Source organism: Candidatus Flexicrinis affinis (assembly GCA_016716525.1).
GTDB lineage: Bacteria > Chloroflexota > Anaerolineae > Aggregatilineales > Phototrophicaceae > Flexicrinis > Flexicrinis affinis.
Map to the genome: position 1 here is coordinate 2,004,748 of JADJWE010000001.1, position 16,607 is coordinate 2,021,354.

General features: G+C 62.5%; 10 protein-coding genes and 1 tRNA gene. 6 read left to right on the forward strand and 5 right to left on the reverse strand.

Going from position 1 to position 16,607, the window contains the following annotated elements:
* Positions 1-102 precede the first annotated feature (102 nt).
* Positions 103-175 (forward strand) — tRNA-Phe (locus IPM16_08595).
* Between the two features lie 119 nt (positions 176-294).
* A complete protein-coding gene (locus IPM16_08600; protein ID MBK9123165.1) occupies positions 295-1,953 on the forward strand; it encodes a hypothetical protein in 1,659 nt (552 codons plus the stop codon).
* Between the two features lie 9 nt (positions 1,954-1,962).
* On the opposite strand, the gene dnaE is transcribed toward IPM16_08600, so the two are convergent.
* From dnaE to IPM16_08620, 4 genes are all read right to left on the reverse strand, one after another.
* Complete coding sequence (gene dnaE / locus IPM16_08605) at positions 1,963-5,862, reverse strand: DNA polymerase III subunit alpha (protein MBK9123166.1); 3,900 nt, start codon at positions 5,860-5,862, stop codon at positions 1,963-1,965.
* Between the two features lie 100 nt (positions 5,863-5,962).
* Entirely contained in the window at positions 5,963-7,609 is a 1,647-nt protein-coding gene (locus tag IPM16_08610; GenBank protein MBK9123167.1) for an SH3 domain-containing protein, read from the reverse strand.
* A gap of 37 nt (positions 7,610-7,646) precedes the next feature.
* Positions 7,647-9,341, reverse strand: coding sequence for an SH3 domain-containing protein (locus tag IPM16_08615; protein MBK9123168.1), 1,695 nt, complete (start codon positions 9,339-9,341; stop codon positions 7,647-7,649).
* A 24-nt stretch (positions 9,342-9,365) separates the two neighbouring features.
* The gene (locus IPM16_08620; GenBank protein ID MBK9123169.1) at positions 9,366-10,709 is read right to left on the reverse strand and encodes a hypothetical protein; all 1,344 of its coding nucleotides are present in this window, start codon (positions 10,707-10,709) and stop codon (positions 9,366-9,368) included.
* A gap of 171 nt (positions 10,710-10,880) precedes the next feature.
* On the opposite strand from IPM16_08620, the gene IPM16_08625 reads away from it, so the two are divergent.
* Positions 10,881-11,528: a deoxynucleoside kinase gene (locus tag IPM16_08625; GenBank protein ID MBK9123170.1), complete on the forward strand. Its 648-nt coding sequence runs from the start codon at positions 10,881-10,883 to the stop codon at positions 11,526-11,528.
* 11 nt (positions 11,529-11,539) lie between these two features.
* Here the strand turns inward: IPM16_08625 and IPM16_08630 are convergent, their stop codons facing one another.
* Positions 11,540-12,565 (reverse strand): polysaccharide deacetylase family protein, encoded by a 1,026-nt coding sequence (locus IPM16_08630; GenBank protein ID MBK9123171.1) that lies wholly within the window; start codon positions 12,563-12,565, stop codon positions 11,540-11,542.
* A 196-nt stretch (positions 12,566-12,761) separates the two neighbouring features.
* Here IPM16_08630 and IPM16_08635 point away from each other — a divergent pair, with 196 nt between their 5' ends.
* From IPM16_08635 to IPM16_08645, 3 genes are all read left to right on the forward strand, one after another.
* Positions 12,762-13,469: a hypothetical protein gene (locus IPM16_08635; protein ID MBK9123172.1), complete on the forward strand. Its 708-nt coding sequence runs from the start codon at positions 12,762-12,764 to the stop codon at positions 13,467-13,469.
* 114 nt (positions 13,470-13,583) lie between these two features.
* Entirely contained in the window at positions 13,584-15,431 is a 1,848-nt protein-coding gene (locus tag IPM16_08640) for a 2-oxoacid:acceptor oxidoreductase subunit alpha (protein MBK9123173.1), read from the forward strand.
* A gap of 36 nt (positions 15,432-15,467) precedes the next feature.
* Positions 15,468-16,520 carry a 2-oxoacid:ferredoxin oxidoreductase subunit beta gene (locus IPM16_08645; GenBank protein ID MBK9123174.1) on the forward strand — a complete coding sequence of 351 codons (1,053 nt, stop codon included), beginning with the start codon at positions 15,468-15,470 and terminating at the stop codon, positions 16,518-16,520.
* Positions 16,521-16,607: the final 87 nt, after the last annotated feature.

Below are 16,607 nucleotides of genomic sequence, written 5' to 3' on the forward strand. Positions count from 1 at the left end.
CTATCATACGGTTGTAACGCGGCGAGTCTTCACGGCCTACGATTGCACTACGCGCCCGTGCCTTGACACTCGTGTGAGCGATCCTGTATCATGATGCTACCTGCCACGGTAGCTCAGCTGGTAGAGCAATGCACTGAAAATGCATGGGTCGCGAGTTCGACTCTCGCCTGTGGCACACCCCCGAACGGGTCCGTTCGGGGTTTTTTCTTTACGGTCGTCCTCCGCGAACGGAAAAGCGGTGTATCCTAGTCTTCGATACCCCATATCTCAGAGACGAGTGGATTGAGAGACCGGATGTACCGTCGAATTCGCGCTTGGATCACAACCCTATCGTATGCCCTGCTCGGGGTTACGGTCATCAGTACGGCCGCGCAGCCTGCGACCTGCCCTGCGCTGGTCGCTCAGGCAATGCAGTCCGTTGGCGACAACTGCGGGACGATGTCACGGAATAGCATGTGCTATGGGTTCAACCGCGTCGACGCCACCTTCTTCCAAACCGTGGACGAAGACTTCTTTAGCGCCCCTGCCGACCGCGCCGCGCTGACCGATGTCGCAGCCGTCCAAACCGCGCCGCTCGACGCGGCCCTCGAACAGTGGGGCGTCGCGCTGCTGAACGTACAGGCCAACGTGCCCAACACGCTGCCGGGTCAGGCGGTCACCTTCATCCTGCTCGGCGATGCGCGTGTTGAGAACGCGGTCGACCCGGATTCTGACTTCGAAGCCGTCGATCCAGTACGGGTATCCGTCACGACTGGCGGGCGCATCAACGTGCGCAGCGGCCCCGGCACCACGTTCAACGTGAGTAGCACCGCCGACCCGGGCCAGTTGTTCGATGTCGATGCTCGCAACGAAGCCGGAGATTGGCTGCGCGTCGCGGGTCAGGCGCCGTACGAGTGGATCTTCGCCGATCTGGTCGGACCGCAGGACGGAACACGGGCACAGTTCGCCGATCTTCCGGTCGTGCCGGAAACGGCCGCGTCGCCCATGCAGGCATTCTACTTCCGCACCGGCATCGGCCGGCCCGCTTGCGAGGAAGCACCCGACTTGTTGGTCATCCAAGGCCCTCAGGAAGTGCGCGTCGCGCTCAACGTCAACGGAGCGGAGGTCGAACTCGGATCGACGATTGCGCTCAAGTCGAGCGAGCTGACATTCGGTACGCTACTGGGCGACGGCAGCGTGCGCCCCGTGCTGCAGAACGTCGACCTGCCGGAGAACTTCGCGTGTCTGCTGACCGAGATCACGATTCTTCACGGCGATATGCTGGCCAACGGCGGGGGAACGTTCGTGCCGCTCGGCCATCAGAGCAAGAGCGTGACGTGCCTGAGCGAGGAACGCCAACCGCTGTTCACAACCGAGTTCACCCCACCGGAAATCGTCGAAGACTTTACGCCGTTTGAGGTCCTCGAGCAGTTTCCGTTCCCGCGCTATCCGTTGACGCTCCCCAGCCCGGAGGAGATACAGCAGTCGATCCAGAACGGCCCCAACGTCAAGCCGACACCGACTCGGCTTCCGCGCGTCGCGCCGATCATTCCTGTCCAGCCGACCAGCAGCGGGCCGCGACCAACCTCCGTGCCCGGCCAGCAGGTGACGCCACAGCCGACCACCGACCCGAATCAACCGTCATGCGCCGGATTCAACCTGATTGGCCCCGGGCAGCAGGTCGATCCTTACGATCAGCTGTTTGCATGGACTCCCGCCACCAACGTCGCCGGTTATCAGCTCGCGATTCAGGCAGTCGACTTTAGCGGCAACATCGTCAGTGGATCGCTCAAGCTGTACCGTGTTGGCCCAACCGAAACCGGCATCTACACGTCGCTCTTGCGTGACATCGGCCAGTTCGAACCCGACGGCATCTCCTGGGTCATTCAGGCGCTCGTCAACGACGCCGGCGGCAACTTGACGACACTATGCGAACTGGGTCCGTACCGGTCGTATCTCTTCTGGGGAGAATAACCGGCTGACCTACCGCTGGTAGCGCCGGCGCGCAGGACCATTCGCTGCGCCGGCGCTGCCGGGGATCGGCACACCCGGTGGCGCACTGCTGCGGACATCCAGTGCCTCGACGCCGTCGATTGCGCGCAGCTCTGCCAGTAGTGTTTCGTCACAACGCGTGCGAACGTCGAACTGAATCCATGACGGCATGCCGTCGACCTCTGCCCGCAGCACGCAGTAATCGCGCCCGCGGTGTTCGAACACGACGTGGTGCACCCGCCTCAGAAGCTGCGTATCCCGTTGATAGTCGCCACTGCGCCGCAGCGAAATGATAAGCCAACGCGCCGTGTCGGGGGCGCCGTTCGAGCGCATCCAATCCGGAGCATCCGCGGGCAGATCGGCCTCGAGGTCGCCCTCCGACGTCATCTCACGATCCGGCTCGTCGGCGGCCGCTTGGACCACCGGCGACGCCACTGCATCCGCCTCGACGTCCGGCGCGGGTGTGCGATCTACTCGTGGCAGCATGTCCCAGTCCGGCTCGGCGCTGGGTTCAGGACGCGATGACATCGGATCGATCGGATCAAGCAGGTGCAGGTCCTGACTGACACGCTCGCAAATCACCTGCGGCTCGCCCCGCGAGTTGTCGAACTTGCCGAAGAACACGTACACCTCGCCGTCTCGCAGCGGCGTGATCTCCTCATGCTCGATCAACGCCTCGACGCCAGCGTATGCGCGCGGGAACAATACGACCTCGATGGGCGACGCGCTCGCGTGCCAGTCCTCGACATGAAGCACCGCCATCGCCTTCTGCTGCTGGGTGAAGATCTTGCGCATGGTCACGATCTCGCCTGCAATCGCGACGGGTTGGTCGTGATGCTCAGCGGCGTTCTGCTTCAGCTCGAAGACCTCGTGCGTATTCAGGCGTTCGAGGTCGCGGCGGAACTTGTCGACCGGCCTCCCGCTGACATACACGCCGAGCAGTTCCTTTTCCCACATCAGCAGTTCGCGGGTTGACTTGCGCTCGCGCGGGTCTATCGGCTTGAGGACGACGTGATCGTCGATCGATTCGCCGCCGAACAAGCTCATCTGCCCGCGTTCGATGTCGGCATGAATCCGCGCGCTGACCTCGATCAAGGTGCCAGACTGCTCGAACAACTGCTGCCGGTCTGCATGCACCGAGTCCATCGCGCCGACCTGCGCCAGCGCCTCGATGGTGCGCTTGCCGACCTTGCGCAGGTCGACACGCCGCGCGAAGTCTTCCAGTCCGGTAAACGGCCCGCCTTCGTGGCGCGCATCGACAATCGGCCCGAGCGCCGCTTCGCCCGCGCCCTTGATGGCGACCAACCCGAAGCGAATCCCGCGCCGTTCGCCGGGTTTCCCCTCAATCGTGAAGTTCAGCTCGCTGGAGTTGATGTCCGGCGGCAGAATCGGAATCTTCATGCGCCGGCACTCTTCGAGGAAGCCTGCGACCTTGGCCGGGTCGGTGCGCTGTACGGTCAGCAGCGCGGCCATGTACTCCTCGGGGTAGTGCGCCTTGATGAACGCCGTCTGGACACTCAGCACGGCGTAGTCTGCGGCATGCGCCTTGTTGAACCCGTAGTTGGCGAACTTCTCGACTTGATCGAAGATGGCGTCCGCGATCTCCACCGAAACGCCGTGGGACGGACCGCGCTCGCGGAAGATCGCGCGATGTTTGGCGAGGTCGGCCTCTTTCTTCTTGCTCACTGCGCGACGCATCAAGTCGGCCTCGCCCAGCTTGTAGCCGAACAAGTCGCGCGCGATCTGCATGATCTGTTCCTGATACACCATGATCCCGTACGTCGGGGACGTGATTCGCTCCAAGCCGGGATGGATGTACTCGACTTCCGCCCCGTGCAGGCGTTCGTTATAGACCGGGATGAACTGCAGCGGGCCGGGGCGATACAGCGAGACCGCCGCGACGATGTTCTCGAACTCGCGCGGGCGCATGTCACGGAGCATGCCCTGCATGCCCCCGCTTTCTAGCTGGAACACGCCCACCGTCTCGCCGCGGGCAATCAGAGCGTACGCCTCGTCGAGCTGCTTTCGCTGCTCGTCGGTCAGCCGCGGATCGTCGTGGCGGTACGGGATCGTGTCCATCGTGTAATGCACGCCGTGATAGCGGCCGACAAGTTCGCACGCCGTCCGCAAGATGTTGAGGGTTGCCAGTCCGAGAAAATCGATCTTGAGCAGACCAATCTGCTCGCACGTCTCCATGGTGAACTGCGTTACCTGCTTAATCGGCGACTCGGCGTTCTCCTTGCCCGTCATGCGATGCAGCGGCAGGTAGTCGCGCAGGTCGCGGTCGGCGATGATGACGCCGGCGGCATGCACCGAGGCGTGCCTGCGGATGCCTTGCACCTTCGCCGCCGTGTCGATCACAGACTTCAGTTCCGGGTCGCTCTCGACCATCGCGTGAAGGTCGGGGTTCTCGGAGACGTACACTTCGATCGGCTTCGGCTTCGGCTCCTGCGGCACCAGCTTCAGCGCGCGGTCTACCTTCTGCAGTTCGACACCCAGCGCGCGGGCGACGTCACGCACGGCGTTCTTCGCGCCCAACGTCCCGAACGTGATGATCGAGGCGACCTTGTCCGAGCCGTATTTCTGCACGCTGTAAGCGATCATCTCGGCGCGGCGGTCGTCCGGATAGTCGATGTCGATGTCGGGCATCGTATTGCGCTCGGGGTTCAAGAATCGCTCAAAGAAGAGCACGTTCTGAATCGGGTCGATGCTGGTGATCCCCAGCGAGTACAGCGCGAGGCTCCCCGCGCCCGACCCGCGCACGTTGAACCAGATGTCGGCGTGCCGGGCGTACTCACACAGGTCCCACACGATCAGGAAGTACGTGTTGAACCCCATGCTGTCGATGACATCCAGCTCGAAGTCGAGCTGTCTGCGCAGCTCGGAGTCTTCGGCGCGCGATCCGAATCGCCACTCCATTCCGATTTGGCACAGGTGCCTCAGGTAAGACCGAGCGTCGTGGCCGGGCGGCACCGGAAACTGCGGGAAGTGGTATTCCTTCTCCGGCATGTCGTAGCGGCACATCTCGGCAATATCGAGCGATGCCCGCAGCGCATCGGGCACCTCGCCGAACAACCCGGCCATCTCGTCCGCGCTGGTCAGGTGGTAACTGGGGTCGGACATCGCCATTCGTCCGCCGCCCCCGCCCTCTTCGTTGTGGTCCTCACGCTTGGGCGTCGACTTCAGTTCGCCGGTCTGTATGCAGAGCAGCGTGTCGTGCGTGTCGAAGTCTTCCTTGAGGATGTAGTGCACGTCGTTGGTGGCGAGCAAGCGCACCGGCGTATGGCCGCTGCGCGCGTAGTCGATCAGCCAGCGGTTGACCGTCTCCAACTCCGGAATGTCGTGCTTCTGCAGTTCTAGATAGAAGTTCTCCGGACCAAGCACGTCGACGAACTTGCCAATCCACTCACTCGCTTCGTCATCCTTGCCTGCCATGATGAGCTGCGGCACGCGGGCCGCGAGGCAGCCGGTCGTGGCGATAATCCCTTCGCTGTGTTCGGCCAAGTAGTCGAAGTCGATCCGCGGACGGTAGTAGTAGCCTTCGAGCTGCGCGGCGCTTGCGATTCGCAGCAGGTTTCGATACCCCGCGTAATTGCGCGCAAGCAAAAGCAGGTGAAAGGGCCGGCGGTCAAGCACGCTGTCACGTTCGGTCATGCCGCGCGGAGACATGTACGCTTCCATGCCGAGTATCGGCTGGATACCGGCGTCATTGGCCGCCGTATAGAACTCCTGCACGCCGTACATCGTGCCGTGGTCGGTGATCGCAAGCGCCGGCATTCCAAGCTGTTTGGCGCGTGCGATGAGCTTCTTGATCTTGCTCAAGCCGTCAAGCAGCGAATACTCGGTATGTACGTGCAGATGGACGAAGCTATCGGTTGCTGTGCTGGTCATGGATGTCAAAATGGGGCCTCAATCGCGTGACCCCATTTTAGCGCATCTTGACCGGTGCCGGACGGCCCGCCACGGATTCTAAGGACTCGTTCGACTCAGGCTAGGCGCCTGTGGCAGGCGTCCTTGTCGGGGTCGGCGTCGGGGTGCGCGTTGGTCCGAGGATGATCGGCAAGGTCGGAAGCGGCGCGATCAGTGTCGGAAGCACGTTGCACGGCAGTCCGAGGCAGGTTTCGCAGACACCGTCACCGTCGCTGTCCACGCAGGGGTCGAGATCGTCGCATCGCCCGTCCGCATCGCGATCGGTGCAGTTCGAGCAATCGCCCAGCGTGCAGACGACTTCGTCCACGTCGCAGATCCCGTTATTGTTCAAGTCGAGGCACCCGCAGTCGGCCGCCGAGCCGGAACACGGGTCGAGGATGTCGCAGCGCCCGTCGCCGTCACGGTCCTCGCAGATCGCCCCATCACATTGGCCGTCCATGTTGAGGTCGATGCACACCAGCGGATCGCAAACCCCGTCACGGTCGCGGTCTTCACACGTGATATCGCACGTGCCATCCCGATCGGCATCTGTGCAGCCGCACGTCGCCGGATCGGCGCCGGCAGGGCACGATGGCAGCAGCACCGGCAGGTCCACATCGATCACGGTCGTCGTGTTGGCCCGTTCAATCTGCGGCATGGTGGCAGGAGGCGGTACGTCGATCGGGCGCTCCATCGCGTCCATCGCCTCCGATGCCATTGCGAACATCTCTGGCGCGATCGGCTGCGGCATGGTCGGCGCTTCGGCCGCGTGGAATTGCTCGTCCATCCGCACAATCGTTTCGGATCCGGGCACGAGGACGCGCATCACGCCCTGAGCGCGAATCATGCCCCGCCCTTCCATCAGCGCAAACGAAAGCCCATCCTCGGTGTCGGTGATCACAGCCGTAGAGCCGAGCGACACGTCGACGCCGTTGACGTTGAACGTCACCATGCCGACTCCTTCGGGAGTCTGCACCACCACCCCATCAGACGGCGCCTCCTCGCACGTCTGACGCCCGATGCCGGTGCGGAAATAGAACGCCTGCATCGGGTTGGCGACGAGCGACGTGCGTTCGACCTCGGGCAGCAGCTCTGCGTCGACGTCGATCAGTTCGCCCAGCACCCACCCGGTGCGCGTTCGGTAGTGATCGTATTTCACCCGGTACCACAGGCTGCCGGTGGTGCTCTCTGCTTTTCCGGTGACAAGCGCCGTCTGACCGCGGCGCAGCGACCCGACGACATCGGCATCGCCCGACGGCAGATAGCGCACGTTTGACGCAACACGCACCTGACCGGGTACGCGCGCTTGATCGCGGGTGGCGTCCTCGATGGTGACGTCGCCAAACAACACGAACGTGACGTTCTGACCCGGCAGCGTGTCCGGCAGATTGGCCTGCAAGCGCATCACCGCGACGCCCCATTCCTGCCTGACTTCGTTGAGCGGGCTGAGCTGAAGCGCGCGGATGCTGCCGACCGGCGCGATATCGCCGACCTGATTGAAAACCAGATCACTGACGCCGACAGCCGGTGTAGCCATGCCCGACACGTTGCCGTAACAGACTTCGTTGCGCCCGGTCGCCTCGCACGCGGCGTCTGCTGCTTGGAGAGCGGTCTGGACCAGTGCAAAGCAAGGGGCGGGCTGCCTCGGCTGCGCGCCGACCGACGTGCCGACCGCCAGCACAATGAGCGTCCAGATCGCTCGCCTTATGCGGGTGGTGAAGGATGTCATGGCATTTCCCCGGTTACCACTTCCATGGTTCGTCCACTTACGGAAGACTCTTGACGATCGGGTTCGCGTCAGGCACCGTGACCTCGTAGACAATCGCAGACGTCGCGCGGTCAACTGCGTACCAGTGTTCGCCCAAATAGACGCCGCTACTATATGTTGTGTTGCCGGAGTCTAGGACGGCCAGGTTCGATGGGTTGCACCACTCGTCCTTCCTGCCTACGTCAAACGACTCTGAAGTTCCAGTGAAGTTGAACTGAATGGTGCTGATGAAGCTGCTGAAATCAATCGCACAGGGCGGCACGTCGACTCCGAACGGCTGTTGCAGGCAGAATCCGTCCGACCAGCACGCCTCGACGAGCGCGCCATAAGTGGCCGGCCCGGCGTACGTGTGGCTGGCCGTCACGCCGCCGCCGAAGGTGCCGTCGCCGAAGTTCCAGTTGATCGTCGAGGGCGCATCGGGCCCGGCGTTGGCCGTGAAGTTGGCGGTGAAGTAGTTGCGCGAGTATCCGGCGCTGACGAACCGCGACGGTCCGCCCGGCGTCACTGTCGGGCCGCCCGGCGTAGCGACAACCACAGGGCTCCCGCCCGTTCCCGGCGTTGCACCCGGCGCCGAACTCGCAGGCACGTCACTTTCGACCGGCGTGGGTGTGCGGCGAACGGCTGGTGGCGGAATGGTCACGTCCTCAGGAAGCAGTTCGAGGACCGGTTCAAGCAGCGCGATTTCCTCGGCATCGAAAGGCCGGACCGGTCCCGGTGGGCCCTGCACCAGATGATCAGGTGTACGCGAGCAGCTGCTTTCGCCCGGATTCAAATTGACCAAGATGCCTGCTGAGCGCAAATCGGCATCGCCGCTAATCAAGGACACGCAGGTCTGATCGACGTCGCCGCGCGAGTTGATGTACGCCGTCGATCCCATCGCGATCTCGATGCCGTTGACCGTGAAGCTCACCTTGCCCGCGCCGGCCGGAGTCTGCACGACCACACCGTCAGCCGGCGCGGCGGCGCACGACGGCCGGCCGATGCCGGTCCTAAAATAAAACGCCTGCATCGGGCTATAGGTGAGTGAATCGGCAGTGACGGCAGGAATGTCCGTCAGGTCTGCATCGACGAGATCGCCGAGCACCCAACCGGTCTTGGTGCGATAGTCCTCGAACCGTACGCGCAGCCACAACTCGTCGAGGCTGTTGGTGTACTGACCCGTCACGACAACCGCGCCACGCGCGCTCAACGAACCGACGATCGGGCTGGTGTCGTTCGGACCAATGCGGATGTTGGCGGCGGTCCGCGCCGTGCCTTCCGCCCGGCCCTGCACCCCCGTGTCGGCTTCGATCGACGTATCGCCGAACAGGATGAACGTGACGTTCTGCCCCGGCAGCGAATCGGGCAGCGTGGCCTGCAGCTTCATCAGCGCAACGCCCCACTGGTTCAACGCTTCATCGAATGGGCTGAGTTCGAGCGCTTGCACCCGCAACAGATGCTCAATGTCACCGGCCGACTCAAACGCAAAATCGTCGACGCCGTCAAAGGGCGTCGCGACGTTGAGGACGTTGCCGTAGCACACTTGATTGCGGCCAGTCTCGGTACACAGCTGATCGGCAGCTCGAAGCGCGCCTTGAACGAGCGTGATGCACGCTTCGGGAGTCTGCTGGGCGAGCGCCATCATGGCGACCAGTGCGAGGGAAACCGCACCGCCAAGCTTGCCAAGTCTGCTGAGTCGTAACCACTGCCGCATGACTACCTGCCTCTACTTGGGACGTTAAGGGGTCGGTGTGATAACTGCCGTGACCGCTGGCAGCGGCGTTTCGGTCGGGCCGCGCGTTGGCTTCGGCGTCTTTGGCGGCCGTGTAGGGGCCGGCACTGCGTTTGTGGGCAGCTGCGGCGGCGCATCAGACACCGGAACGCTGGTTTCGCCGGTCGCGATCGGGACGTCCGCGGGGACGCGGGTCGAAACCGGGCGGAACACCGGGCGCGGCGTATTGGTCGCTGCCGGTTCCGGAATGTCGACATGCTCCGGCAGAAGATCCAGCACCGGCTCGATGAGCGCGATCTCGTCGGGATCGAAGGCTTCCGGCTCATTCGGCGCGCCGGACGCTACACCCGAAGAATCGACCGGTACGCAGCTTCGCTCGCCGGGCAAAACCACCTGCGACACGCCGCCGCTCTCCACCCCGGCCGAGCCATCGAGCAGCGACACGCACATCTGGCCCCCTGACCGTGTAGATGATACGTAGGCCGTCGACCCGAGGTCAATTGCCACCCCATTCAACGTGAACTGGACGCGCGCAGCCCCGCGCGGGCTTTGGATCACCATGCCGTCACGGGGCGCTTCGGCGCACGTCGGGCGGCCGATACCGGTGCGGAAATAGAACGCCTGCATCGGGCGCGGTCGGAAGGCGTTTGGATCGATGTCCGGCAGGCGGTCGAACGCAGTGGATAATGCCCGTCCGGTCACCCAGCCCGTGACAGACGCATCGCGCTGCTGCCCGACGCGCACCCACAATTCGCCGTGCGGGTCGACATACTTGCCGGACGCGTACACCGCGGAGCCAGCCGTTAGCCGAGCCAAAATCGTGCGCTCGTCGCCCGGGCGCGGAAGCACCATCGCCGTCGCCGTCACGTCCGCGCGGTAGTCGAGCGCATTGCCCACCGCGTTCTCGACCTCGACATCGCCGAAAAGAACAAACGTGACGTTCTGGCCGGGAAGCGTGTCGGGCAGGCTGGCCTGCGCCTGAATCAATACGACGCCCCAATGCGACGAATCGACATCGAGCGGGCTGAGATCGAGGATTTGCACGTCGTCAAGGGGAACCTTATGCCCCTGTGCCTCGAAGATCAGGTCGGGCGCGTCCGGTTGAGGCACAGCGGTGTTCAGCACGTGGCCGTAACACGCGTGGTTGCGCGCGGTGTCCGAACACTGTCGATCGGTAGCGGCAAGGGCCTCAAGCACGAGCGCACTGCACGACGCCTGCGGCGGCGCCGTCTGCGCCGAGGACTCGAGCGCCAGAGCAAAGCCGACGGTCAACACGACTGCGAACACACTGAGGTAAGCCGCCATCGTACGGCGAATACGTCTTGCCCTCAGACTGCCTGTATCACCCATACCAAACCTACCGCGCGGCGCGTCAATGGAACCCCAATCCATTGTAAAGTGTTTCATTACCGTAATCCGTTGACGAATTGTCAGGGTTCATGTGCATCGCTGTTGATTCGGCCGGCGAATCCCGGGATACTTGCCCAATTGGGTTTGATCGAACGCGCAGTTAGGCAGGATATGACCGTCGAGCGCCAATTCAATTTCGTCGCCGTTGCGGGCAATATCGGCGCCGGAAAGAGCACGCTGACCGAAATGCTCGCGACCCGCTTCGGATGGCAGCCCTTCTACGAGGCTCACGCCGAAAACCCGTATCTCGCCAAGTTCTATAAGAACATGCGGCGCTGGAGCTTCCACTCGCAGGTGTTCTTTTTGGCGAAGCGGCTCGAACACCACCGCCTGCTGGCGGACTACCCCGGCAGCGTCATACAGGATCGCACCGTGTACGAAGATGCGCAGGTGTTTGCGCGCAACCTCTACAAGCAAGGCAACATGAAGAAGCGCGACTGGAAGACGTACTGGTCGCTGTATCAGGCCGTGAGCGCGTTCCTGCCCCACCCGAACGTGATCGTCTACCTCAAGGCCAGCGTCGACACGCTGATGAGCCACATCGAAAAGCGTGGCCGCACGTACGAGGCGGAGATTCCGCGCAAGTACGTCGCGCAGTTGAACGCCCAGTACGACAAGTGGATCGATACGTGGACGCGCTGCCCGATCGTGGTGGTTGACATGGACGTGGTCGACTTCCAGCACGATCCCGCGCAGTTCGACATCGTTTGCGAGGACGTTCGACAGGCGCTCCATCCGGGCATGGTGCCACTGCTGTAGCCGTTACCTGCTCACTCGCGTAGTGGCAGATTCGGAATAGGACCCGCGACCGAGAGCAGTTGCCGTGCGATCCATCCCGTCTTTCCCTCGTAACTGACCTGAATCCAGCCGTCTGCCTTGCCGACGGCGGTCACGGCAGTCCCGCTGGGAACCGACATGAGGATGTCGCCAGTCAAACTCGGCTGTGCCCGCACCCGGGCGTCGACGCGCACCGATGCGGCCGCGGTAAACCCGTCGTATCCCTGTGAGGACGCGGGAGCCGCCCCCAACGAGACCGGCATGGTTCCCGGCCGATCCCCGCCGCGGGGAAGCGCGTGAAACGTTGCCCCTGCCGCCTGCAGCTCACTCAGGATGGTGGGCAGCACACGGCCGGTAACGCGGTTGAGATCGTGAAAGATGACGATCACGCCGTCGCCGTAGTCGTACGCGTTGTACGGATTATGAAACGCCCCGACCGAGACAGGCGTTCCGAGCACATTGGCGATGACGGCACGGTCGAACTCGAACGAGTCGAGATTGATCGTGGACGGCATCGCCCATCCGCAGTCATCGCTGTTCACGTTCCAGTTGTAGGTAATGATCGCCTCGTCACCCTGTGCAGGAAACGGGCGCGCCGCGCCGCCAGGCTGCCAGAACATCTTCTGCTGCGCATCGTAGAGATGTACGACGTCGCCGAGCGCCGCCCTCATCGCATCTTCCGTGCGCCAATAGGACTCACGCACCGCGTCGGCCGGCGCACCCGCGTATACGCCCTGCTCTTCCCACAAGTGATTGATGAGGGCATGGCCCTCGCGGACCTCGCGCTGCAACAGATGTTCACGGCCGGCGATCTGCGCGCCCGAGATCACGAACGATGCGCGCGCGTTGTACTGCGCCAGAGTATCGAGAATCTCGGGGGTATAGGTGTCGGTCGGGCCGTCCTCAAAGGCGAGATAGACCCGAAACGGTGGCGTATCCTGCGCGTTAAGGGGCAACAATAGCAAAAGTGTGAAGAAAAGCAGCCAACCAATGCGGTAACACGCGCTGGCCCGAAACATGAGTGTGCATCCTCCAAAGCTCTAATTGCAGTATATTGCCTATTAGTGTAGAGGGCCTTAATGCAATTGGGTTACGTGCTTTGACACTGTGTTCCCTACGCCTGTGATACGATCAAGACACTGACGTCGGCCTGGAATCGCAGTACCGCGAAAAGCGCGGGCGCGGCGGGCCATAAACGTCGCGGAGGTATTCGGCATGGTCGACCAACGAGATCTTGAGGCATGCACTGCTCTCGGCTACGTCCTGATCCGGCGGGGCAATCCGGAATGGTATTGGTCAGCGCCCCTTCTGCCATCCGACTTGATCAGTTTGTCACGCTGCATTTCCCGATTTCGGCTCGATCTGTTTTGGGGCTGGTCGGACAGGTATGCGGAGGAGGTGTCAGCGTTCGGCATCCCCGACGCGATGGTGGACGAGTTTCGAGAATGGTGCGGATCTGGACATAGAGCGGACGGATCACCATGGGCGGTTTTTTCGAACCCCGCCGCTGCACGGAAGTTCGCGGTTCGGTTTCATCTGCCGATGGACGACTTCTGGCTGATTGGCGTGGGCTGGCCCAATGTTCAAGGTGGCAAAGCTCTACCGAATCTTCTCGTCGTCCGTGAACGCGCTGATACGGTTTGGCACGCTCCGGTGCCCGAATTGGATCGTACGGGCATCGTGCTCGGATACGACGTCGTAGGTGTTGAAGGAGGCGATTTCAGCCACTCGTGGCTGTGCAGCAATCTTCAGGTCGACATGAATGAAATGTACGGGATTCGGCCCAATACATACGGCCTGATCGACACGTACGAGGACGCGCGGCGCATTAACGACTGGATCGATGAAGACGAGATGCAGGGGTTCCGCGCCGAGCCCGAACCCTATTCCACGTGGCTCCTCGTTTCATATCCGTTGGTGTAGATAGACCAATACCCCGTTGTATGGCTCGCGGGGACGGTGTTATGATGATTAACGCCTCAACGAATTGAGACACCTTCGTCCGATTCACGCAATAAACGCAAGGAGCAAGCGCGCATGTGCGCTCTCAATATTGGACCGTCACCCCGAGTCAAACCTGCGGACGATGGTTTCATCTACAACGATTTCGCCTTTACGGTCGCTACCAAGAACGGTTCTGGCAGCCAGACCTCCAACAACACGTTGGTCTACGCCTTGTTTAAGATGGGCATTCCGGTCAACGGAAAGAACCTGTTCCCGTCGAACATCAAGGGTCTGCCCACGTGGTACACCATCCGCGCGAGCAAAGACGGCTACACCGCCCGCAAGGCCGTGACCGAAATCTGCATCGCGTTCAATCAGGACACGGCCGCGGAAGACATCAGTAAGCTCCCGCCCGGCGGCGTATGCATTCTGCCGAGCGAGTGGAACTGGGGCCACAGCCGTGAAGACGTCATCTACTACGAGATCCCGGTGAAGGACCTCGTCAAGACCGTCGACATCAACCCGGATTTCCGCGACCGAATCAGCAACATGGTGTATGTTGGCGCAGTCGCTGAACTGTTCGACATCCCGCAGGACAAGATCTACGCGGCGCTGCTCGACTCGTTCAAGGGCAAGACCAAGCCGGCCGACATGAATATGAACGTCGTGAAGGCCGCTGCCGAGTGGGCGCGCGAGAACCTCGAGAAGCAGGACCCGTACAAGTTCGCGCCGCTCAACCTCAACGGCGACAAGATCGTCATCACGGGCAACGAGTCAGCGGCGCTCGGGGCGATCTTCGGCGGCGTGTCCGTCGTCGCGTGGTACCCGATCACGCCGTCGACCAGCCTTGTCGACGCGATCATGGGCTACCAGTATCTGCGGCGCGATCCGGACAACGGCAAAGAGACGGTCGCGGTCATTCAGGCCGAGGACGAGATTGCCGCGATCGGCATGTTGGTGGGCGCAGGCTGGGCTGGCGCGCGCGCGATGACCAGCACCAGCGGCCCGGGCATCAGCCTCATGGCCGAATTTACCGGCCTCGCCTACTATGCCGAGATCCCCCTCGTAATCTGGGACATCACGCGCATGGGCCCGTCGACCGGCCTTCCGACGCGCACGTCGCAGGGCGACTTGATCTTCACCTATTTCCTCGGCCATGGTGACAGCCGGCAGCTCATTCTGCTGCCTGGAACCGTGGAAGAGTGCTTCGAGTTCGGCTGGCGCGCCTTCGACATCGCCGAGGCGCAGCAGACGCCCGTTTTCGTGCTCAGCGACCTCGACATCGGCATGAACAACTGGATGGCCGAGCCGTTCCAATATCCCAGCGAGCCGCTCAACCGCGGCAAGGTGCTCAACGCCGAGGAACTCCAGCAGCACATCGAGAAATTCGGCACGTGGGGCCGCTACAAGGATGTCGACGGCGACGCGGTCGGATACCGCACGCTCCCCGGCACGAATCACCCGCGCGCGGCGTATTTCCTTCGCGGCACCGGCCACAACGAGATGGCGGTCTACAGCGAGCGTGCCGACGATTGGGTGCAGAACATGCAGCGCCTGCATCGCAAGTTCGAAAACGCGCGCACGCTGCTGCCTACGCCGATCGAAGTCTGGGACAAAGCCGCGCCCAAGAGGATCGGCATCGTGACCTTCGGCAGCAACGAAGACGCCATCCGCGAAGCGCGCGACTGGCTCGCGCAGGACGGCGTCGAGTCGGATTACTTGCGCGTACGTGGTCTTCCGTTGCATCCCGATGTTGCGGAGTTCATCGCGTCGCACGAACACGTCATTGTGATCGAAAACAACTTCGACGGCCAGCTCAATCAGGTGATCAACGTCGATATGGAACAACGCCCGCCGCGCAAGACATCGCTGACACTGGGCGACAGCCTGCCGATGACACCCGAATGGGTGTACGAGCAGGTCACTGCGGTAGTTTCGTAGGTCCGATCCATCGCTAGAGTGTGACAGAGGAAAATCATGTCTGCGAACCCTCGCATCAAGACTAACCCGATCGGCCTGACCCGCGAAGACTACAAGGGCGGTAAGTCCACCCTATGCCCCGGCTGCGGCCACGACTCGATCTCGAATCAGATCATCAGCATGGCCTTCGATCTGGGCCTCGAGCAGTACAAGATCATCAAGCTGAGCGGCATTGGCTGCTCGTCAAAGACGCCGGCCTACTTCCTCGGCCGGTCGCACGGCTTCAATGCGATCCACGGCCGTATGCCGTCGGTCGTGACCGGCGCGACGACCGCCAACCACAGCCTGACCGCAATCGCGGTCAGCGGTGATGGCGACACGGGTTCGATTGGCTTCGGCCAGTACAAGCACCTGCTGCGACGCAACGTGCCGATGGTGTACATCATCGAGAACAACGGCGTTTACGGCTTGACCAAGGGCCAGTTCAGCGCGACAGCCGATCAAGATCAGACGCTGAAGTATTACGGCACGAATACGCTCCGGCCGATCGACCTCGCGCTCGAGGCCGTCATCGGTGGGGCGACGTTCGTCGCGCGCAGCTTCAGCGGCGACGCCAAGCAGGTCGAGGCGCTGATGAAGGCGGCCGTGAATCATCGCGGGACTGCTGTCATCGACATCGTCAGCCCTTGCGTGACGTTCAACAACGAGATCACGTCGACCAAGAGCTACAGCTACGGCAAGGCCAACGAAATGCCGCTCCATGAAATCCGTTACGTGGCCCCGGGCTACGTTCCGGAGAAGGAAGAGATCGTCATCGAAGACTACGATCCGAACGAGGTCATCGAAGTCGAATTGCACGGCGGCGCGATCGTCCGGCTCAAGAAGCTGGGCCGCGACCATGACCCGCGCAACAAGATGCAGGCGATTCAGGCGCTTGAAGACGCCGAACGCGACGGCATCCTCATCACCGGCTTGATCTACTACGAAGAGCCGCGCCCGACGCTGGCTGAAACGATGCATCTGACCGACACGCCGCTCTCGGCGTTGCCGGCCGGCAAGCTGCGCCCCAGCGAGGACGCGCTCAAGAAGGTCTTGGCGAGCTTCCGCTAGCTCGACCGTCGGACTACGTGAACCGCCCTACGATGTCTCGCAGGGCGGTTTTGATTCGTGCCCCCGAAATGTGGGGACAGTCTGCCG

Excerpts from the sequence above, each read along its gene's own strand:
- IPM16_08635 (MBK9123172.1), top strand. The coding sequence starts at position 12,762 with ATGGTCGACCAACGAGATCTTGAGGCATGCACTGCTCTCGGCTACGTC.
- IPM16_08620 (MBK9123169.1), bottom strand. The coding sequence starts at position 10,709 with ATGGGTGATACAGGCAGTCTGAGGGCAAGACGTATTCGCCGTACGATG.
- IPM16_08640 (MBK9123173.1), top strand. The coding sequence starts at position 13,584 with ATGTGCGCTCTCAATATTGGACCGTCACCCCGAGTCAAACCTGCGGAC.
- IPM16_08625 (MBK9123170.1), top strand. The coding sequence starts at position 10,881 with ATGACCGTCGAGCGCCAATTCAATTTCGTCGCCGTTGCGGGCAATATC.
- IPM16_08615 (MBK9123168.1), bottom strand. The coding sequence starts at position 9,341 with ATGCGGCAGTGGTTACGACTCAGCAGACTTGGCAAGCTTGGCGGTGCG.
- IPM16_08630 (MBK9123171.1), bottom strand. The coding sequence starts at position 12,565 with ATGTTTCGGGCCAGCGCGTGTTACCGCATTGGTTGGCTGCTTTTCTTC.
- IPM16_08645 (MBK9123174.1), top strand. The coding sequence starts at position 15,468 with ATGTCTGCGAACCCTCGCATCAAGACTAACCCGATCGGCCTGACCCGC.
- IPM16_08600 (MBK9123165.1), top strand. The coding sequence starts at position 295 with ATGTACCGTCGAATTCGCGCTTGGATCACAACCCTATCGTATGCCCTG.
- IPM16_08610 (MBK9123167.1), bottom strand. The coding sequence starts at position 7,609 with ATGACATCCTTCACCACCCGCATAAGGCGAGCGATCTGGACGCTCATT.
- dnaE (MBK9123166.1), bottom strand. The coding sequence starts at position 5,862 with ATGACCAGCACAGCAACCGATAGCTTCGTCCATCTGCACGTACATACC.